The organism is Bradyrhizobium sp. CCBAU 45394, from assembly GCF_028128655.1.
Lineage (GTDB): Bacteria > Pseudomonadota > Alphaproteobacteria > Rhizobiales > Xanthobacteraceae > Bradyrhizobium > Bradyrhizobium diazoefficiens.
This window is the reverse complement of sequence record NZ_LBIX01000169.1, coordinates 48337-68100: the sequence shown is the minus strand read 5'-3', so window position 1 is coordinate 68100 and position 19764 is coordinate 48337. Positions and strand designations below refer to the sequence as shown.

General features: G+C 64.4%; 19 protein-coding genes. 9 read left to right on the top strand and 10 right to left on the bottom strand.

From position 1 onward, the window contains the following. Nucleotides 1-29: 29 nt before the first annotated feature. The 4 genes from pncB to WN73_RS26245 form a co-directional block, all read right to left on the bottom strand. Nucleotides 30-1334 (bottom strand): nicotinate phosphoribosyltransferase, encoded by a 1305-nt coding sequence (gene pncB, locus WN73_RS26260; protein WP_028174281.1) that lies wholly within the window; start codon nucleotides 1332-1334, stop codon nucleotides 30-32. Nucleotides 1335-1517: 183 nt separating this feature from the next. Then, the gene (locus WN73_RS26255; protein WP_011085116.1) at nucleotides 1518-1712 is read right to left on the bottom strand and encodes a DUF2783 domain-containing protein; all 195 of its coding nucleotides are present in this window, start codon (nucleotides 1710-1712) and stop codon (nucleotides 1518-1520) included. Beyond that, nucleotides 1709-3346, bottom strand: coding sequence for an FAD-dependent oxidoreductase (locus WN73_RS26250; protein ID WP_028174282.1), 1638 nt, complete (start codon nucleotides 3344-3346; stop codon nucleotides 1709-1711). Before WN73_RS26250 ends, WN73_RS26255 begins: the two co-directional genes overlap by 4 nt. Before the next feature lie 28 nt (nucleotides 3347-3374). Then, entirely contained in the window at nucleotides 3375-3917 is a 543-nt protein-coding gene (locus tag WN73_RS26245; protein ID WP_028174283.1) for a VOC family protein, read from the bottom strand. 120 nt (nucleotides 3918-4037) lie between these two features. Between WN73_RS26245 and WN73_RS26240 the strand changes: the two genes are divergently transcribed. Next, entirely contained in the window at nucleotides 4038-4526 is a 489-nt protein-coding gene (locus WN73_RS26240; protein WP_011085119.1) for a MarR family winged helix-turn-helix transcriptional regulator, read from the top strand. 26 nt (nucleotides 4527-4552) lie between these two features. Here WN73_RS26240 and WN73_RS26235 read toward each other — a convergent pair whose 3' ends face one another. Continuing rightward, nucleotides 4553-5482 carry a LysR family transcriptional regulator gene (locus WN73_RS26235; RefSeq protein WP_028174284.1) on the bottom strand — a complete coding sequence of 310 codons (930 nt, stop codon included), beginning with the start codon at nucleotides 5480-5482 and terminating at the stop codon, nucleotides 4553-4555. Between the two features lie 97 nt (nucleotides 5483-5579). On the opposite strand from WN73_RS26235, the gene pcaH reads away from it, so the two are divergent. Continuing rightward, on the top strand, nucleotides 5580-6368 hold the full coding sequence (gene pcaH, locus WN73_RS26230; RefSeq protein WP_028174285.1) for a protocatechuate 3,4-dioxygenase subunit beta: 789 nt from the start codon (nucleotides 5580-5582) through the stop codon (nucleotides 6366-6368). A gap of 4 nt (nucleotides 6369-6372) precedes the next feature. Then, on the top strand, nucleotides 6373-6999 hold the full coding sequence (pcaG, locus tag WN73_RS26225; protein WP_028174286.1) for a protocatechuate 3,4-dioxygenase subunit alpha: 627 nt from the start codon (nucleotides 6373-6375) through the stop codon (nucleotides 6997-6999). 23 nt (nucleotides 7000-7022) lie between these two features. Here the strand turns inward: pcaG and WN73_RS26220 are convergent, their stop codons facing one another. Continuing rightward, nucleotides 7023-7634 carry a LabA-like NYN domain-containing protein gene (locus WN73_RS26220; RefSeq protein ID WP_161536163.1) on the bottom strand — a complete coding sequence of 204 codons (612 nt, stop codon included), beginning with the start codon at nucleotides 7632-7634 and terminating at the stop codon, nucleotides 7023-7025. Nucleotides 7635-7994: 360 nt separating this feature from the next. After that, on the bottom strand, nucleotides 7995-8900 hold the full coding sequence (locus WN73_RS26215; RefSeq protein WP_271555330.1) for a helix-turn-helix domain-containing protein: 906 nt from the start codon (nucleotides 8898-8900) through the stop codon (nucleotides 7995-7997). 50 nt (nucleotides 8901-8950) lie between these two features. On the opposite strand from WN73_RS26215, the gene pobA reads away from it, so the two are divergent. Then, nucleotides 8951-10123, top strand: coding sequence for a 4-hydroxybenzoate 3-monooxygenase (pobA, locus tag WN73_RS26210; protein ID WP_028174289.1), 1173 nt, complete (start codon nucleotides 8951-8953; stop codon nucleotides 10121-10123). A 209-nt stretch (nucleotides 10124-10332) separates the two neighbouring features. Here the strand turns inward: pobA and WN73_RS26205 are convergent, their stop codons facing one another. From WN73_RS26205 to WN73_RS26195, 3 genes are all read right to left on the bottom strand, one after another. Further along, complete coding sequence (locus WN73_RS26205) at nucleotides 10333-12483, bottom strand: CHASE2 domain-containing protein (protein WP_028174290.1); 2151 nt, start codon at nucleotides 12481-12483, stop codon at nucleotides 10333-10335. Nucleotides 12484-12501: 18 nt separating this feature from the next. Then, entirely contained in the window at nucleotides 12502-13170 is a 669-nt protein-coding gene (locus WN73_RS26200; protein ID WP_028174291.1) for a hypothetical protein, read from the bottom strand. Between the two features lie 186 nt (nucleotides 13171-13356). Continuing rightward, nucleotides 13357-14496 (bottom strand): HD domain-containing phosphohydrolase, encoded by a 1140-nt coding sequence (locus WN73_RS26195; RefSeq protein ID WP_028174292.1) that lies wholly within the window; start codon nucleotides 14494-14496, stop codon nucleotides 13357-13359. A 266-nt stretch (nucleotides 14497-14762) separates the two neighbouring features. Between WN73_RS26195 and WN73_RS26190 the strand changes: the two genes are divergently transcribed. Genes WN73_RS26190 through WN73_RS26170 form a run of 5 tightly spaced genes read left to right on the top strand, consistent with a single transcriptional unit; the run spans nucleotide 14763 to nucleotide 19717 of the window. After that, nucleotides 14763-15086: an STAS domain-containing protein gene (locus WN73_RS26190; protein ID WP_028174293.1), complete on the top strand. Its 324-nt coding sequence runs from the start codon at nucleotides 14763-14765 to the stop codon at nucleotides 15084-15086. Next, nucleotides 15086-15451 (top strand): response regulator, encoded by a 366-nt coding sequence (locus WN73_RS26185; RefSeq protein ID WP_008142319.1) that lies wholly within the window; start codon nucleotides 15086-15088, stop codon nucleotides 15449-15451. Before WN73_RS26190 ends, WN73_RS26185 begins: the two co-directional genes overlap by 1 nt. Continuing rightward, a complete protein-coding gene (locus WN73_RS26180) occupies nucleotides 15448-17517 on the top strand; it encodes a chemotaxis protein CheA (RefSeq protein ID WP_028174294.1) in 2070 nt (689 codons plus the stop codon). Before WN73_RS26185 ends, WN73_RS26180 begins: the two co-directional genes overlap by 4 nt. After that, nucleotides 17517-17978, top strand: a complete 462-nt coding sequence (locus WN73_RS26175; RefSeq protein ID WP_162185819.1) for a chemotaxis protein CheW — start codon at nucleotides 17517-17519, stop codon at nucleotides 17976-17978. Before WN73_RS26180 ends, WN73_RS26175 begins: the two co-directional genes overlap by 1 nt. Nucleotides 17979-18019: 41 nt before the next feature. Continuing rightward, the gene (locus WN73_RS26170; protein WP_028174295.1) at nucleotides 18020-19717 is read left to right on the top strand and encodes a methyl-accepting chemotaxis protein; all 1698 of its coding nucleotides are present in this window, start codon (nucleotides 18020-18022) and stop codon (nucleotides 19715-19717) included. The last annotated feature ends 47 nt before the right edge of the window (nucleotides 19718-19764 follow it).

The window sequence follows — 19764 nt, the reverse complement described above, 5'->3', positions numbered from 1 at the left end:
GCGTGCGGTTTACCCGATCGAGAGAATTGCTAGACCAGCACCGGCTTGCGCACGCGGCCGACGTCGCCGAACACGCGCAGGTAACGCTCGATCTCCGAGGGGAGGCCGGTTGCCTTCTCCGGATTGTCGGAGAGCTTGACCGCCGGATGGCCGTCGACCGACGACACCTTGCAGACCAGCGAGATCGGATCGAGATTGAACGAGCCGTCCGGGGCGCAGCCGACGAAGTCGTTGGTGAGGTTGGTGCCCCAGCCGAAAGAGAGCCGCACGCGGCCGGTGAAGTGGTGATAGGTCTCCTCGATCGAGCCGACGTCCATCGCGTCGGAAAAGACGAGCAGCTTGTCCCTGGGGTTGCGGCCCTTCTTCTCCCACCAGGCGATGATCTCCTCGCCGGCCTGGATTGGCGGCGCGCTGTCGGGGCGGAAGCCGGTCCAGTCGGCGACCCATTCCGGCGCATCGCGCAGGAACGCTTTCGTACCGAAGGCGTCGGGCAGTGCGATCAGGAGGTTGCCGCCGTAGGTCTGACGCCACTGGTCGAGAATGCGATAGGGCGCCCAGCGCAACTCCTCGTCGTCCTTGGCGAGCCCGGCCGCGACCATCGGCAGCTCGTGCGCGTTGGTGCCGATGGCCTCGAGGTCGTTGTCCATCGCGAGCAGCACGTTGGAGGTGCCGATGAAGGAGGGGCCGAGGCCTTCCTTCACCGCCTCGACGCACCAGCGCTGCCAGAGAAAGCCGTGACGCCGGCGGGTGCCGAAGTCGGAGAGCCTCAGGTTCTCCAGCTTGCGCAGCCGCTCGACCTTGGTCCACAGCTTGGCCTTGGCGCGGGCGTAGAGCACGTCGAGCTCGAAGCGGCCGCGGCCCTTGATCGCCGCGCGCGAGCGTAGCTCGTTGAGAATCGCGAGCGCCGGAATCTCCCACATCGTGGTGTGGGTCCACGGCCCGTGGAAGTGCAATTCGTACTGCCCCTCGACCTTGCGCAGCTCGTATTCGGGCAGGCGGAATTCGGCCAGCCAGCGGATGAAATCCGCCGAGAACATATGGGTCTTGCCGTAGAAGGTGTTACCGGCGAGCCAGATCAGCTCCTTCTTGGTGAAGCGGATGGTGCGGGCGTGGTCGAGCTGGGCGCGCAGCTCGCCCTCGTCGATGATCTCGGCGAGCCGCACATGGCGCGAGCGGTTGATGACCGAGAAGGTCACCTGCTGATTCGGGTAGTCATCCCGAATCATCTGCAACATCAATAGCTTATAGAAGTCGGTATCGAGCAGGCTGCGGATGATGGGATCCAGCCGCCAGCTGTGATTGTAGGTCCGGCTCGCAATATCGGTCACTGTCATGGCCGAATTCTAGCGTGGCGGTCCGCGCGCAACCAGTGGGTTTGGCGAAGGGCGGCCTGAATTTGGGAAAGGCCTGTTGGAAGGCTGCCTCCCGTCCCCGCCGGCCCGTACCGGAAGATGGCTTCGGCCTGATCCGGCAACGACGCCGAACATCCTGATATCGAGGGCGGTGCGAAGACGCGCCTATCCGCGGCCGCTGCGCGCGCAGCTGATTGCCTCCGCGAGCACGTCGCGGTCGCCGATGTGATTGGCGAGCAGCAGGATCAGCCGAGCGTTCATGCGCAGCGCTTGCTCTTCGTTCAAATCCCGCTGGCTGCCGATCAGTTCGGCATAGAATCCGTCTGGATCGGCGATATTCGGTGAGCGGTTGAGCATCATGCCGCAATCTCCTTCTGCCGTACGGCGTCTTGAGCAGTAGCGCGCAACAGCGCCGCGGAGATCTTTCCTTCGTCGAAGCCAGCCCAGCGCGCGGCGACATATTGGTCGGGCCGGAAGAGGTATGTGGTGCCAGTCGACGTGCCGTAGCGACTCGCCAGAACACCCCTGGGATCATCAATGTCACGCCCGACACGGATGACCCGTGCCGCGATTGGCCCGACCTCGATCCGCTCGTTGTCCACCGCTTGGTCGAATGTCACGACGACGAAGCCCGCGCCAAGGCAGTTGAGAAACCAGTCGGGCTTGCCGCCAATCGTCACCGGAGCGTCCGCAGCGTTGGTGCCGGGCCGCATCTCGCCGTCGAGCAGGCTGTCGTCCAAGGTATTGAGGGGCGAGGTAACGTAAGGTGTCGGTGTCGACAGCCGGCCGCTGTTGACCAGTGGGCGCGCAAAGCCGTGATGCTGCGCGAGTTCGAGCACGGCGTCGCGGAAATGGCGGCTTACCTTGGTTTTTGGTGTGATGAAGTCGGTCGCTCGCGTCGAGTTCAGGATGTTGTCATCGGCGGCGTATGCGCGTTCGTCGTGATAGCTGTCGAGGAGCGCCTTCGGCGCCTCTCCACGCAATACCATAGCGAGCTTCCAGGCGAGATTGTCGATGTCCTGCACGCCGGTGTTGGCGCCGCGGGCACCGAACGGTGAGACCTGGTGTGCAGCATCGCCGGCAAACAGCACCCTGCCGTGGCGGAACTCGTCGATCCGCCGACAGGCGAACTGATAGATCGAGACCCATTCGAGCTCGAACTCCGTATCCTCGCCCAGCATCGCCTTGATGCGCGGGATGACCCGCTCCGGCCGCTTCTCCTCGTCGGGATCTGCGTCCCAGCCGAGCTGGAAGTCGATGCGCCATATGTCGTCGGCCTGCCGGTGCAGGAGCACGGACTGCGCGGGATGGAACGGCGGATCGAACCAGAACCAACGCTCGGTCGGGAAATCCGCCTTCATGGCGACGTCGGCGATCAGGAAGCGGTCCTCAAAGTACTGCCCCTTGAATTCGGCGCCTACCATCTTGCGCGTATCGGAATTGGCGCCGTCGCAGGCGATCACCCACTGCGCCTCCATAGTGAAGATGCCATCGGGCGTCTCCACCGCGAGCTCGGCATGATCGGCCGCCTGCTTGAGGCTGATCAGCCGGTGCTTCCAGCGTAGATCAATGAGTGGGCTGGCGCGGCACCTGGCGACCAGGATCTCCTCCAAATGATATTGCTGGAGGTTGATCATGGCGGGCCACTCGTGGTCGCTCTCGGGCAGGAGGTCGAACTGGTAGGAAAGCTCGTCGCGAAAGAATACCTTGCCGACGTTCCAGCTCACGCCGCGTTCGACCATGGGATCGGCGCAGTCGAGCCGGTTCCAGATCTCCAGCGGGCGCTTGGCATAGCAGACGGCGCGTGAGCCGATGCTGACGGTATCGTTGTCGTCGAGCAAAACAACCGGCTGGCCGCGCGCCGCGCAATCGAGGGCTGCGGTGAGCCCAACGGGACCTGCGCCGATGACGACGATCGGGTGCCGTTTGACGATGCCCTCGGCCTGTTCTTTCGAGCGCAAATAGCCGAACTTCGGATAGATGTAGTTCGTCATGTCCGGTTCCTCGCGAGTCGTGCCGAATTCAATGTGCGTCCTGAAACTCTTTCTCGTGCATCCAGGCGTTATGACGTGGCGGACGCCTGGTGCGTGACCATTCCTCGACCATCTCGTGCGCGACCGATTTCATGCGGTCGATCTGGTCCGGCGTGGCGGTCCAGGCCGCGATCTCGAGGCGGTGGCCGCTCGGATCGCGAAAGTAGATGGACTTGAAGATGGTGTGGTCGGTGACGCCGACGACGTCGAGGCCGGTAGCTTCCGCGCGCGCCCGGGCTTCCTCGAGCTCGGCGAGGTCCTTGACCTGAAAGGCGATGTGCTGGGTCCATTCCGGCGTGTTGGGATCGCGGCCCATGGGCGGCGAGTTCGGCAGCTCGAAGAAGGCGAGGATGTTGCCGTTCCCTGCATCGAGGAAAATGTGCATGTACGGATCGGGCGCCTTGGTGGAAGGCACGCGATCCTCGGCGATCGCGCCGAGAAGATCCATGTTCAAGACCTTCTTGTAGAACTCGACGGTTGCCTTGGCGTCGACGCAGCGATAGGCGACGTGATGGATCTTCTCGATTTTCATGGCGGCGTCACTCCCTTTGATGGTTGCGGAATTAGTATCAAATGTTACAATCTCCTGGGTTGATCTGGATCAATCTGCCCGGAAAACTTTTGCAGGAATGCAAGCCAGGGACTGAGCGGCATGGCGGGACGTTTGCGCGAAGCACGAAATAGGGCAGCGGGTCCGGCGCAGGATGCCGGCACCGAGCTCGATCTGCAGCAGTATTTTCCGTATCGGCTGGCGCGTCTGGCCGAACAGGTGTCGCTGGCCGTGGCCGAAGTCTATTCGGAACGCTTTGCGCTGACGCGTCAGGAATGGCGTGTGCTTGCCATTCTTGGCGCGCGGACCCAGATTGCGACCAAGGAAATCGGGCCGCTCACCACGCTCGACAAGATGCAGGTCAGCCGCGCCGTCCAGGGACTGGAGACGCGCGGCATCGTCAGCCGAAAACATGCTTCTGATGACCGTCGCGAGCTGATCGTTTCGCTGACGTCAGCAGGCCGCGCGCTTTTCCGCAAGATCGTGCCGTTCGCGCTGGAACGGGAGACGAGGCTGCTTGCCGTGCTGACTTCGGAGGAGGTCGAGGTTCTCGACCGCGCGATGCGCAAGCTGTCGGCGGAATTGACCTGAAGTTCGGACGTTCCCGATTCTGCCGTTCATGCTCCTGCGGCGGTCTCTGCTACCGTCTCGAGCTGGTTCCTGATCCAGCGATGGGCCGGGTCTTTCTGGTAGCGCTGGTGCCAGACCATGAACATCGGCAGCTCGGCCAGGGTCCGAGTGCCCGAGGCCAGCGGAATTCGGGCATGTGCGAAGCCCTGCATGACACCGGACGCGAGCAGGCTCGGCATGCTCGCGAGCATCTGCGTGCCGCGCAGGAACGACGGCACGCCTGAAAAGCTCGGTACGGAGATGGCGATGTCGCGGTGGAAGCCGTTGGCCGCCAGCCGGCGGTCGAAGTCGAGCCGCTCATTGTCGGTGTAGACCACGGTGATGTGGCGCGCTGCGAGATAGGCGCTGCGACCGGCGGGCGCGGTACGTGCCTTCGGGTCAAAGTAACAGACGTAGTGGTCGCTCAGCACGCGCTTCTGCACGATGTCGACGCCGGACGGCGGCAGCGGCGTGATCATGAGATCGCACCGGTTCTCGCGCAGCATCGCGGGGGAGGGGGACTGCGAGGGGATTACCCGCAGGTGCAGGCTCTTCACCTGTTCGCTGACATGGCCGAAGAAGCGCGGCAGCAACAGGTCGCGCTGGAAATCGTTGGCGGCGATCGTCAGCGAGAGCTGGGCCTGCGCCGGCTCGAAGCTGACGCCGCCGGCAAAGCTGCGCATCTCGTCGATCAGCGCACGCGCCTTCGCCGCGAGGGCCTGGGCGTGCGCGGTGGCGACGATGCCGCGGCCGGACTTGGCGAACAGCGGATCTCCAGCGATCCGCCGCAGCTTATTCAGGCTGTGGCTGACGGCGGATTGCGTCAGGCCGAGCCGCGTTGCCGCCGCCGTCACCGAGCCTTCTTCCAGCACGGCGAGGAACAATTCGAGGGCATGGCCGTCGAGGGCCAAATGATCGATTTTTTTCATGGAATTCATTATAATCGATCTATTTATCTTGAGAATAGGTGGCGGCATTATCGTTCAATAAGCCGCGCACTCGGACCCCGGGATGCCCTAGGGAGAGACAACGCCGATGAATGCCCAGGCGACAGCCTTGCAGGATCCCCGCCTCAACCGCCCCGAGCCGTTCACGCCGCCGCTCGGCGACGGCGGCTTCTTCCAGCGCGACCGTTCCATCCATCCGCCCGCGTATGCCCCCGGCTACAAATCCTCGGTGCTGCGCTCGCCGCGCCAGGCGCTGCTGTCACTGGAGAATTCGGTCTCGGAAATCACGGGACCGGTGTTCGGCCACAACGATCTCGGCCCGCTCGACAACGACCTGATCCGCAACTACGCCAAGGACGGCGATCCTGTCGGCGAGCGCATCATCGTCCACGGTCGCGTGCTGGACGAGACCGGCCGCGGCGTTCCGAACACGCTGGTCGAATTCTGGCAGGCCAATGCCGGCGGCCGCTACCGGCACAAGAAGGACACGTATCTGGCGCCGATCGATCCGAATTTCGGCGGCTGCGGCCGCGCGCTGACTGACGACACCGGCTATTATTATTTCCGCACCGTGAAGCCGGGTCCTTATCCCTGGCGCAACTTCGTCAACAGCTGGCGTCCCGCCCACATCCACTTCTCGGTGTTCGGCTCAGGCTTTGCGCAGCGGCTGATCACGCAGATGTATTTCGAGGGCGATCCCCTGATCCCGGTCTGCCCGATCCTGACGACGATTCCGGACAAGGATGCGCTCGATCGCCTGGTCGCGCCGCTCGACCTCAACGCCTCGACACCGTTCGACTCGCTCGCGTACCGCTTCGACATCGTCCTGCGCGGTCAGCGTTCCACCTATTTCGAAAATCGCACCGCGGGGAACTGAGCAAATGCCGCAGCCGCTCAACTATCTCAAGGAAACCGCCTCGCAGACCGCCGGCCCCTACGTCCACATCGGCCTGATCCCGGCCATGGCCGGCTTCGATATCTTCGAGAAGAACTTTTCCAACGTGCTGGTGACGCCGAACACCCGGGGCGAACGCATCACGCTGGAAGGCAAGGTGCTTGACGGCACCGGTACGCCGCTGCGCGACGTGCTGCTGGAAATCTGGCAGGCCAATGCGGCCGGCCGCTACAACCATCCGGCCGACCGCTCGGCCGGCGCGCTGGAGCAGGAGTTTCGCGGCTGGGGCCGCGCCGGCTCCGACTTCGACAGCGGGCTCGTGACCTTCGAGACCATCAAGCCCGGCGCCATCACCGACAAGGCAGGGCGCAAATGCGCGCCGCACGTCAATGTCTGGATCGTCGCGCGCGGCATCAATATCGGTCTCAACACGCGGCTCTATTTCTCGGATGAAGAGGCTGCCAACGCCGGAGACCCCGTGCTCAACCTGATCGAACAGCCGGCCCGGCGCAAGACGTTGATCGCAACGCGAAGCGAGCGCGCCGGCAAGGTCGTGTATTCCTTCACGATCAATTTGCAGGGGCCCGAGGAGACCGTGTTCTTCGACGTCTGAGAGTCGTGCGGCCTCCCGCAGGATCACTCCACCTGGTCGCCGCGATCGATCGCTACGCGCGCGAGGAATTGCGGTAACTGGCGCATCTCGCGCGATCCCGGCCGATTGGCCGGATCGCGCCCCACTTTTGGTTTCAGTTCTGCCAAATCAATGAATACGTCCGCCTGTCGGCGCAGGTCGTCGGCGACCATGGCTGGCTGAGTGGAGAGTGTGGAGACGACCGTTACGCGGACACCGCGGCGCTGCAGCGCTTCCACCAGCGAACGAAAATTGCCATCGCCCGAGAACAACACGATCTGATCGACGTGCTCGGCGAGCTCCATCGCATTTACGGCGAGGTCGACATCCATGCTGCCCTTCACCTTGCGGCGGCCGGTGATGGCGTCGACGAATTCCTTCGTGAACTTGGTGACGACGGTGTATCCGTTATAGTCGAGCCAATCGATCAAGGGGCGGATCGACGAATACTCCTGATCCTCGATGAGGGTCGTGTAGTAGAAGGCCCGCAACAGCGCACCTCGGCTTTGGAATTCGCCGAGCAGACGCCTGTAGTCGATGTCGAAGCCGAGCGCCTTGGAGGTGGCATGGAGATTGGAGCCATCGATAAAGAGTGCGATCTTCTCAATCGAAGACATTCTGCGTAAATCTCCAGTTGCACGCGAAAGGCGGCCGATCCCACCGCCAGGGCGCGGTGTGTCGGCCGGAAGAACAATGAAGGCACCGATGGCTTGCCGAAAAAGCAGCGCAGACGACCGGACAGGGGCGGCCGTCTTGCGCCCAGGTTAGGGAGGATCCAATGCCACTAGCGCCAGGGCGCCGAATGCAGCCAGGCTAAGGCGCGCGCGTTCCCTACTCAATTGTACTGAGGTAAAGGGCCTCTATCCAAAGGATAGGGCCCGATATACGAAGGTAAGTGGCAGCGCGGGCAACAAAGGCCATTGCGGTTCCCAGCGTGGCCTTCGACCATGGGCGCGGCTGTTCGATCGGCTGATGTGTCAGCCTTCATCACCATGCAGCCGGGTGCGAAAGGCGCGCGGCGATAGCCCCGTGGCGGCGGCATAAACGCGGCTGAAATAGGCGGGGTCCTCGAAGCCGAGCGCGTAAGCGATCGTCGAGACCGGCAGGTTGGTGTAGACGAGGTTGCGCCGCGCCTCGCGGATCAGGCGGTTGAGGATCAGGTGCGAGGCGGTGTCGCCGGTCGCCGCCCGCGTCACCCGGTTGAGATGGGTCGGCGTGATCGACAGCGCGCCTGCGTAGTCCGCGACGCTCCAGCGTTCCAGATGATGCTGCTCGAGCAGCGCCTCGAAGCGGCGGAACAGGCCGGATTCGGCAGTGCCATTGCCACCGGTCTCGCTCGTGAGCGCGCGGGCCACCAGCCCGATCATGGCTGCCGACAAAGCGCGCAGCACATGTGCGCGGCCGAAATCGCGGGCGGCGTGTTCGGCGAATATCTGCTTCATGGTGGGGCGGATCTGCGGGGTGCCGCGCACCACGCCTGATTGTAACAGGGCCCCGCGCAGGCCTTCGGCGGCGAGCAGCGCCTCGTCCAGAATCTCCGCCGCGATGGTCAGCACCCAGCCTTGGGTCTCAGGCACGAAGCGGAAGCCGTGGACGTGTCCGACGGGTACGTTGACGATCTGCATCGGCTTCAACGGCACCACGCGTCCGTCGAGCGTCGCCTCGCCGCCGCCGCGCTCGATCAGCAGGACCTGGTGCAGCCGGGCATGGCGGTGCACGGCCAGGGTCCAGTCGTGAAGTACGGAGCGGGACGCGATCGTCTCACAATGCACGACGTCGGGCAGGTCGCCGGACTCGCCGAACAGATTGTAGACCCGGATCGCGGGGGCAGGGGCGGCGCTTTTCATGTTCGAATAGTACAAGACAAAGACGAAACCCTCCATCGGTTTGCGCGGCTGAATCTGCAAAAAAGTGCCGACGGGAGGACGCGAAAATGAAAGTTCAGGTCTGTATTATCGGTGGCGGGCCGTCCGGGCTGCTCTTGTCCCAGCTCCTGCATCTGAAGGGCATCGACACGGTCGTGCTGGAGAAATACAGCCGCGACCACGTGCTGGCCCGGATCCGCGCCGGCGTGCTCGAGCACGGTTTTGCGAAACTGATGCGCGAGGCGCAATGCGGCGAGCGGATGGACCGCGAAGGCGAGATCCACCGGGGGTTCGAGATCGCCCATGACGGGGTGCTCTCCCACATCGATCTGCACAAGCACTCCGGCGGCAATTCGGTGCTGGTCTACGGCCAGACCGAGCTGACGCGCGACCTCTACGAGGCGCGCGACCGCCTTGGCGGCAAGGTCGTGCACAATGCCGAGGACGTGACGCCGCATGATCTCGCGTCGGACCGCCCCTACGTGACGTACCGCTCGAACGACGAGATCGTTCGCGTCGATTGCGACTACATCGTCGGCGCCGACGGCTTCCACGGCGTCAGCCGCAGGTCGATCCCAAAGGACGTGCTGCGCGAATACGAGAAGGTCTATCCGTTTGGCTGGCTCGGGGTGCTGTCGCGCACCAAGCCGGTCTCGTCCGAGCTGATCTATGTGAAGCACGAGCGCGGCTTTGCGCTGTGTTCCCTGCGTTCACAGGTGCTGAGCCGCTACTACATCCAGGTGCCGCTCACCGACAAGGTCGAGGACTGGTCGGACGACGCGTTCTGGGCCGAGCTGAAGCGCCGCCTGCCGGAAGAGGTCGCCGGCCGCTTGATCACGGGGCCCGCGATCGAAAAGAGCATCGCGCCATTGCGCAGCTTCGTCGCCGAACCGATGAGCTATGGCCGCCTGTTCCTCGCCGGCGATGCAGCCCACATCGTGCCGCCCACCGGCGCGCGCGGGCTGAACAGCGCCGCCTCCGACATCTACTATCTCTATCATGCCATGCTCGCACATTATCAGAGCGGCGATGATTCCGGCCTCGAAGGCTATTCCGCCAAGGCGCTGGCGCGGATCTGGAAGGCGCAGCGCTTCTCCTGGTGGATGACGATGCTGCTGCATCGCTTCCCCGATCGTCTTGACTATGAGGATCGTCTTCAGCAGACGGAGCTGGAATATCTGTTCTCGTCCGAAACGGCGCAGCGCCTGCTCGCGGAGAACTATGTGGGCCTGCCGTTTTGAGCGAGATGATCGCGCAACACGCGATGCTGCCCTCCCTTCTCCCCTTGTGGGAGAAGGTGGCGCGAAGCGCCGGATGAGGGGTATGTCTCCGCGAATTCAAGTGAGAGTTGGATGCGCCGAGAGAAACCCCTCACCCGTCTCGCCGCCTTGCGGCGAGCCACCCTCTCCCGCAAGGGGAGAGGGGAAGCTAGCGCTCTCGGCTGACGCGGCTACTTCCCTTCGAGCGTGTTGACTGGTGTCCATTCCAGCGACGGTGGATTTGCGACAAGCGCTCTGGCGCGCTTTGCAAACATTGACGATGGCGGATCGACCTTGGCTAGCCGGTCGAACGCATCAACCGCCTTCGCGAACTCCCGTGCGCGCCAGCAGGCCAGTCCTTCCGCATACAACGCCGTCACCTTCTTCTGCTCGGCACTCTCCCCGTCTCTCTCCGCCAGCGGCTCGAACACCTTGATCGCCTCGCCGCGGCCCTGCACCCTGATTGCGTCGAGCTCGCGCCAGGCGAAGGCGTCACCTGTCTGCGCCACTGTCGCCTCCGAGGCCATGATCGCGGTGCCGTAATATTTGTTCGCACCCTCGAGCCGCGAGGCGACGTTCACGGTGTCGCTCATCACGGTGTAGTTGAAGCGGCGGCGGGAGCCGATATTGCCGACCACGGCTTCGCCGCTGTTGAGCCCGATGCGGTGCGACAGGCCGTGGCCCGCGAAGGCGGCGTTGTTGGCGTTGAGGTCCGCCAGCTTTTCGTGGCACTTCAGCGCCGCGCGGACGGCATTGCGCGCGTGGGCGGGATCGTCGGCCGGCGCGCCGAACATGGCGACGATGGAATCGCCGATATATTTGTCGACATAGCCGCCATGGCCTTCGATGATGTCGGTCATGGCGGAGAGATATTCGTTCATCAGCGTGACCAGCTCGCCCGGCGTCATCGTCTCTGCGATCGAGGAGAACCCGCTGAGGTCGGAGAAGAACATGGTGACGTTGCGCATCTCGCCGCCGAGCGCCGGCATCTTGCCGGACGCGACCATGGTATTGATGACTTCAGGCGCGAGATAGAAGGCGAAGCTCTTGCGCAGAAAACGCTCGTCGCGATCGGCCAGCATGAAGCGGTAGCCGATCATCATCGCGAGCGCGGCCAGGCTCGCGAGCGCGGGCTCCGTCAAGGGCAGCGCCAGGGCATGCACGAACGCGGCGACGGCCATACCGGCGTAAACGGCGGTGAGGGCGAGCCAGGCGATCACAGCGCCGCCGGGTGCGAGCATGCAGGCCGCGCAGGCGATGATCGCCGCGAACGCAATTGTGAGGATGGTCCGCGCCGGAAAGCCGAGCTCGGTCACGGCGTCGCGCTCGATCAGGTTTCGCACGACGGTGGCATGCACGAACACGCCGGCGATATCGCTGCGGGCCTTTTGCGCGGTACCCGCCGAGGCGGGCAGGGCGCAGCGCGGCGCGGGCGAGCCGTCATATCCGCCGGACAGCCGCATCGAGGTGAGCTTGCGGTCCTCGAAATTGAGGACGGTGCCGAGCAGGACGACCTTGCCCTCGAAGGCGCGGCGGAAGAAATCGCGGTCGCCCTTCTCGACGCAGGCACGCAGGTCGGCGAAGGAATAGGCCGGGATGTCGCGGCCCATGCCGCGGAAGTTGAGCGTCAACGTGTTGGGGATCGCGCTCGGGATCGTGTAGCCGGACAGCTGCATCGCGCCGGATGGCTCGGTTCCGGGCGTCGTGCCGAGCGCGCGCGCGGCGAGTTCGATCGCCATCGCGGGGACCGGCTTGCCGTCGATGGCAAAGCTCAGGGGCATCCGCCGGATCACGTCGTCGGGGTCGGTATGGACGTTGAGGGCGCGGATATTGTTTTTCACCGCCAGTTGCTGCGCGCGGTAGGGCCTGTCCGGATGGTCGTTGCTCAGGATCTCGCCGAGCACCAGCTTGCCGCTGTCGGAAAGTTGCCGGAGTGCGATGAGGTAGTCCCGGTCAAAACCCTTCATGCGGCTGCCGAGTGGCGCGTCGCCGAAGGGAATCTCCGACTGCTCGATCGAGCTGGGAAAGATGACGTCGAAGCCGATCACCTTGGCGCCGCCCTCAGTGATGCTTCCGAGCACGCGGCCAATTTCGCGCGTCCAGGTCAGCGTCGGCGATCCCTTGAAGGGCGGAGTGTCGTAGGTCTCCCCGTCGATGGCCACGACGACGACCGGCGATGTCGCGGGATCGCGGCGGTCGCCGACCAGCTTGCCGCGCATCGCGGTGAGGATGTCGAGCGACAGGCCCTGCAGCGTCTGAAGCGGCGGAGACGTGAAGACCGCGCCCGCGAAGAGCGCAATCAGGATCGCTGCAACGATGTCCCGCCTTCCGATCCGCCGCATCGCCCCGTCGCAAGCCGCCTATTCGAGCCGCAGCAGGCGGCCGACGATCGGCGTCGGCGATGAGGTGGCGCTGGCGTCGACCTGGAAGGCATAGCGCTTGGCGCCGAGAATGGCGAGATAGCTGCCGCCGGGGGTCAGCGACTTCCCGGCCTTGGCAAAATCATAGAACTTGCCGCCGATCATGGCTTCGCTTTTGAGCGGCACGGTGATCGTGGGTTCCTTGCCGTCGGTGCGCTCGATCACCAGCGTGCTGCCGCTCTTGGCCTGCACCAGCGGTGCGACGCCGTAGATCGTCGGCAGCTTGGCCGGCGCGCCCTTGGCGTCCGAGCGCATGGTGCGGAAGGTGGTCGCGGCGCTCTGGTTGGCCTCTCGCTCGGACAGCTTCGCCGCGTTGGTGTCGCAGGGCACCTTGTCCCGCTTGACCTCGCCGAGCTGTACGGTGCTCTGCTCGGCGCCGACCAGCACGACGCCTTCGCTGATCGTCTCGCGCAGGCAGGATTTGAGATAGCTGAGCGTGACGCTCGCCTTCGGGCCGAGCTTGATGATCTTGCCCGGCGCCACATAGTCCATGAACGCGATGCCGTCGACCTTGCCCTGGACGTCCTCGACGATCGCGGCCGGGGTCTCCGCCAGAGCGGGGGTCGCGACACAGAGCGCGCCGACAACGGCGCCGATCAGGCTTCTCATGGGGATTCTCATTCAATTCTACCGATGCTCTACCGGTCCCGTCCTGGTTCGATGCTTAGCAGAGGAGCGCCCAGGCAAGTGTGACCGGAATCACTCTTGGACATTGGTGCACTCTATCAGGAACAGGTTCAAACCGGCGACCGGAGAAAACAGAGCCGCGGCAAGCTGTTGCCGGGATATGCGATCTCAGGCGGCCGGAACGGCCTGCGGCGAACGGTCTTCGGCCGTCCGGCCCTCGACGGCTCTCTCCATGACAGGGGCGAGCGTCGCCTCCGTCTTCTGAAATGGCGTCGCCTGCTGCCCGGCAGCGATCTCCATGACTTCGTTCCAGCGCGACAGGAAAGCCTCGACGCAGGCCGGGTCGAACTGCCGTCCCTGGTTCTCGACCAGGTAGTTGCGTGCCGCCTCGAGCGGCATCGGCTCTTTATATGGCCGCCGCGTCGTCAGCGCGTCGAACACGTCGGCGACAGCGACCACGCGAGCGGCCACCGGGATCTCGTCCGTCTTGAGGCCGTTCGGATAGCCTGCGCCGTCCCAGCGCTCGTGGTGGCCTGCGGCAATTTGCGCACCGAGCTGGATCAGCTCGCAACTGGAGTCCGCCAGGATCCGTTCGCCGATCGTGGCGTGGGTACGGATCACCGCCATCTCCTCGTCGGTCAGCCGGCCGGGCTTGAGCAGGATATTGTCGGGAATGGCGACCTTGCCGACGTCGTGCAGCGGTGCGGCGAGATAGATGTCGCGGCAGAGCCGGGCCGGCAGGCCGAGCTGCTCGGCGATGATGCGGCTGTAGCGGGCGACCCGCAGGGTGTGCTCGCCGGTGTCGTTGTCGCGGTATTCGACCGCGAGCGCGAGCCGCAGGATGATCTCTTCCTCGCGCTCGCCGAGCTTGCGTATCGCGGCCGCGACTTCACTGGCCAGATGCGCGGCGCGATCGTTGAGCTTGCGTACGGCTGCACCAAGCTGAATCAAATTCCGTAGACGCACCGTCATCTCGACGCTCTGCGGCTGCTTGGGCAGGAAATCGGTTGCACCGGCCTGCAGCGCTTCCATCTTCACGTCATCGGTCTGCCGCGACGTGATCATCGCGATAGGGATGTCGACGCAGCCGGGAAGGGTGCGGAGCGTGCGGATGAAGCTGATGCCGTCCATGTGCGGCATCTCGTAGTCGACCAGCACGAGGTCGAAGACGCGCTCCCGTGCGCAGGCCAGTGCCTGCACGGGATCGAGGAAGGTGGTGGCTTCGACCAGACCTTCGGCCTCGATGTGACGTTTCAGGAAGTTGAGGACGGAACGGCTGTCGTCAACCAGAAGCGCTTGGGTCAGCATCGGCGGCCGGGGCTCTCTTCGCTGGCAAGGGCACGAACCGACTGCATAACCCGTGCGAATTTAACGCGAAGCAAATGCGCCGTGCGTGCGCACGCGCTGCGATATGCGCGCCTCGCATGCGATTTCAGCAGGCTATGCACCGTTGCATGCAATTGCGCGAAGTCCTCGGGAATGTGACCCGTAGTTGTACGGACCTCTCCGTTAGGGGTTTGCTCACTTGATTCGCGTCAAACGTGTATCGGAATTTTGCAAGGGCGGGGGCAGCGATGGCGCTCAATCCGACGGAGCCGAAGTGGTCGTTGCGGTTACCCGCCGATTGCAGCATCGCGGCCATTCGCAGCGTCTATGACCTCATTCGCGAGGCGTTCGGCCGCGAGCAGCGGCTCGAGATCGATTGTTCGCGCGTCGACAAGGCCGACGTGACCTCGATCCAGCTTCTGCTGTCGACCGCCAGGACGGGCGAGGCCCAGGGCCGCCCGGTGGTGCTCACCGCATTCTCCCAATCTCTGCGCAACACCCTTCGCCGCGCCGGCTTCGCCAGCGAGGCGATGATCGAACAGCACTTCCCGCAAAAGAAAGATGGCACCTGATGGCCACGATTCTGACCGTCGACGATTCCCCCAGCATTCGGCAAATGATCAAGGTCGTGCTCGAGCCGGCCGGTCATAACGTGATCGAGGCCGGTGACGGTGCGCAAGGGCTCGCCAAGGCCCAGGCCGGCAAGCTCGACCTCGTGATCACCGACCTCAATATGCCGGTCATGAACGGGCTGGAGCTGATCCGGGCGCTGCGCAAGCTGCCGAGCGCGGTCGGCATGCCGATCGTGTTCCTGACCACCGAATCCAACGACACGGTGAAGCAGGAGGCCAAGAGCGCCGGCGCCACGGGCTGGATCACCAAGCCCTTCAAGCCGGAGCAGTTGCTCGCCGTCGTCGGCAAGCTGGTGCGCGCATGAGTGCAATGGACCCGACCGAGGTCTTTCGTCAGGAAGCCAGTGAGCTCTTCGAAGTTCTTGAAGGAGCCTTGCTCGATCTCGGCCTGCGTCCCGATGACCGCGAACTCGTCGATTCCGCCTTCCGCGCCCTGCATACGATCAAGGGCTCGGGCGCCATGTTCGGCTTCGACAAGGTCGCCTCCTTCACCCACGAATTCGAGACCGCGTTCGATCGCGTCCGCAAGGGCGAGATCAAGCCGACGCAGGAACTGATCTCGGTCGCGCTCGCCGCCAAGGACTATATCCGCGCCCTGATCGAGGATCCCCAGTCGACCGATGACGTCATCGGCGAAGGCATCCTCGACGACCTCAAGCGCTTTGTCTCGTCCGACCAGCCTGTTGCGCCGGTCGCCGGGATCGCGGAGGCGGCGGCGCCGGTCGAGAGCAAGCAGCCCGGCTGGCACCTGTATCTGGAATTCGAATCGCACATCCTGCGCAACGGCTCGAACCCGCTCGACCTCCTGGAAGATCTCTGCAAGCTCGGCCCCTGCTTCGTCGTGCCTGTTACCGACGGCATCCCGTTCCTCGACGAGATGGAGCCGGAAGACTGCTATCTGAAGTGGGACGTCAAGCTGCACGCGGCTTGCGACAAGGACGCGATCGACGACGTCTTCATGTTCGTCCAGGACGAGATGAAGCTGACCCTCTCGCCCTTGGAGCATGTCGAAGCGCCCGCGCCGATGCCGCTATTCCAGCTCATCGACGAGGAGCCGGCACCTGAGGCCGAGATGCCTGCGCCGGTGGTCGAGGCTGCTGCCGCGCCGATCGCCGCGCAGCCCGCCGCAAAGGCGGAGCCCAAATCTGAACCGAAGCCGGAGCCGAAGGCCGAGGCCAAGCGCGACGATCGCGGCATCGCCACCGTCCGCGTCCAGGCCGAACGCCTCGACGAACTGATGGACCGGGTCGGCGAGCTCGTCATCGCCCAGGCGCGGCTGACCCAGCTCGCATCGTCAGGCTCCGACCTCTCGATCAAGATGATCGCCGAGGAGATCGAGCGCCTCGCCTCCTCCTTGCGCGACACCACGATGGGCGCGCGCATGGTGCCGATCGGCTCGCTGTTCGGCCGCTTCCGCCGCCTGATCCACGATCTGTCACGCGATCTGTCGAAGCCGGTCGAATTCGTCACCACGGGCGAGGACACCGAACTCGACAAGACCATGATCGAGTGCCTGGCCGATCCGCTGGTGCATCTGATCCGCAACGCCATCGACCACGGCATCGAAGACACCGCAACGCGCGCCGCCAACGGCAAGACCGAGCAGGGCCGGATCGAGCTCGCCGCCGTTCATTCCGGCGCGCAGGTGCTCGTCACCGTGAAGGACAATGGCGGCGGCCTCAACACCGCGCGCATCCGTGCCAAGGCGGAAGAGCAGGGGCTGATCGCAGCCGGCGCCGTGCTGACCGATCACGAGATCCACCAGTTCCTGTTCCACCCGGGCTTCTCGACCGCGCAGACCATCTCGGCGCTGTCCGGCCGCGGCGTCGGTATGGACGTGGTCAAGCGCACCATCGAGAACATGCGCGGCACCATCGACCTGTCGACCAAGCCGGGCGAGGGCACCACCGTGACGCTGCGCCTGCCCTTGACGCTCGCGATCATCGAAGGCCTCCTGATCCGCGTCGGCGAAGGCCGCTACATCATTCCGCTGTCGGCGGTGGAGGAATGCGTCGAGCTGACGGCCGAGGACGAGCGTTCGCGCGGCCGCAATTTCCTCAACGTCCGCGGCAACCTCGTTCCGTTCCTGCGCCTGCGCGAGATCATGTCGTCGTCGGGGGCGCCCGACCGGCACCAGAAGACGATCATCATCTCGACCGGTGAAAGCCGCGTCGGTCTCGTCGCCGACCAGATCATCGGCAACCACCAGACCGTGATCAAGTCGCTCTCCAAGCTGCATTCGGATGTCACGATCTTCTCGGGCGCGACCATCCTGGGTGACGGCACGGCGGCGCTGATCCTCGACGTCGCGCAGCTCGTCGCGCTGGCGCAGTCGAAGGTCGAGAAGCAGCACATCAGCGAGGCGGCGTGATGAACGAGACTTTGGCCGGCGAGCATCAGGCCGACGCGATGCAGGTCGTGATGATCGGCCTCGGCGAGGAGAAGTTCGCGCTCGACGCGGGCCTCGTGCGCGAGATCATCGATCCCGTGCCGGTGACCAAGGTCGCCGGCGCACGGGCTTTCGTTCCCAGCGTGATCAACGTACGCGGCAACGTCATTCCGCTCGCGGACCTGCGCATCCGCTTCGGTATGCCGCAGCTCGACAACTCGGCCGACACGCGCATCGTCGTCATCGAGCTGGAGCTCGACGGCGAGCCCGTCCTGGTCGGCGTCACCGCCGACAAGGTCTATGAGGTCACGGAGATCTCGCAGACCGACGTGCAGCAGACGCCGCGCGTCGGCATGCACTGGAAGCCGGAGTTCATTCGCTTCATCGCCAAATGGCGTGAAGAGTTCGTCATCGTTCCCAACATGGAACGCATTCTGAATTGAAATGAGTCCCAGGGGTGGGACTTGAGGTTTAGGGGCTGGAAATGAGATTTACGGTCAAAGCGAAGCTGGCCAGCGCATTCGGCCTGGTCATTGTCCTGTCCATGGTCGCCGGCGGTGTCGCGTACATGAAGCTCGGCGACATGATGGCCACTGCTGACAGCATGGTCCTGCGCGCGACCCGGATGGAGAAGGCGACGCAAATCGAAAAGGATATCCTGCTTCAGCTGCGGGCGGAGAAGAATTCAATTCTCGGAGCGGAAGCCCAGGCCGAACAGTTTGCCGCCGATGCCGCCAAGATTCGTGACCAGGCGCTGAAGACCAAGGACGAGGTCTACGCGTTGGCGAGCGAAGCCGGCAGGAAGCTGCTCGACAGCTTCGCTGTGACATACGCCAAGATGAATGCGTATCAGGAAGAGACGTTCAGACTGGCCAAGACCGACAAGGCAAAGGCGACCGAACGCTCCATGGGCGACGGTCGCAAGGTCGTCGCGGACGCGATGGAAGCCATGAGCGCCTATGTCGGCAACACGAAAAAGCAGATGGCGGAGCAGGCGGTCCAATCCAAGGAGGAAGGCCACCAGGCGCAGTTCGTGCTGATGACGCTGCTCGGCATTTCGCTGGCGATTGCGATCGGGGCTGCGCTCTGGATTTCCATCTCGATCAGCCGTTCGCTGGGCCGCGCCGTTGGCCTTGCCGGCGCGGTTGCGGAGGGCGATCTCAGCCAGACCATCCCGTCCGCCAGCAACGATGAGATTGGCGACCTCGTCAGGTCCCTGAACGTGATGGTCGAGAAGCTCCGGCAGATCGTCGCGGAGGCGTTGACCGCCGCGCAGAACGTCTCGGCCGGCAGCCAAGAGCTCTCCGCCAGCGCCGAGCAGCTCTCGCAGGGCGCGACCGAGCAGGCCTCGTCCGCCGAGGAAGCTTCTTCCTCGATGGAGGAGATGGCCTCGAACGTGAAGCAGAACGCCGACAACGCCAACCAGACCGAGAAGATTGCCGCGCAGTCCGCCAAGGATGCGGAATCCAGCGGCGCGGCCGTCGGTCGTGCGGTTAACGCGATGCAGACGATCGCTGAGAAGATCACCATCGTGCAGGAGATCGCACGGCAGACCGATCTGCTGGCGCTCAACGCCGCGGTCGAGGCCGCGCGGGCCGGCGAACACGGCAAGGGCTTTGCGGTGGTCGCTTCCGAGGTCCGCAAGCTCGCCGAGCGCAGTCAGGCGGCCGCGGCCGAAATCGGCACGCTGTCCACGGAGACGGTGAAGGTCGCCCGGGAGGCCGGCGACATGCTGTCCAAGCTCGTGCCCGACATCAAGAAGACGGCTGAGCTGGTCCAGGAGATCACCGCCGCTTGCCGTGAACAGGACGTCGGTTCGGCCCAGATCAACCAGGCGATCCAGCAGCTCGACAAGGTCGGCCAGCAGAACGCCAGCGCCTCCGAGCAGGTCTCCTCGACCTCGGAGGAGCTCGCTTCGCAGGCCGAGCAGCTCCAGTCCACAATCTCGTTCTTCCGCATCGACCATGCCGGCCGCGGCGAGAGCGCGGCGCCGGCGCCGATCGATCGTGCCGTTACCCAGCTCCGCGCCAAGGCGGCGCACATGGCTGCGGCGGATCGCGGCGTGAAGAAGCCCGCGCCTGTCCGCAAACCCGCACGTGCGATGAAGGTCGCCGGCAGTGGCGGCTTCGCGTTCGACATGCACGACGGCGAAGACGACCGCGACGCCGAATTCCAACGTTGATCAGGCGGTCCGGCCTCGTGCCGGATCGTGCTCATTCGCAAACCCCG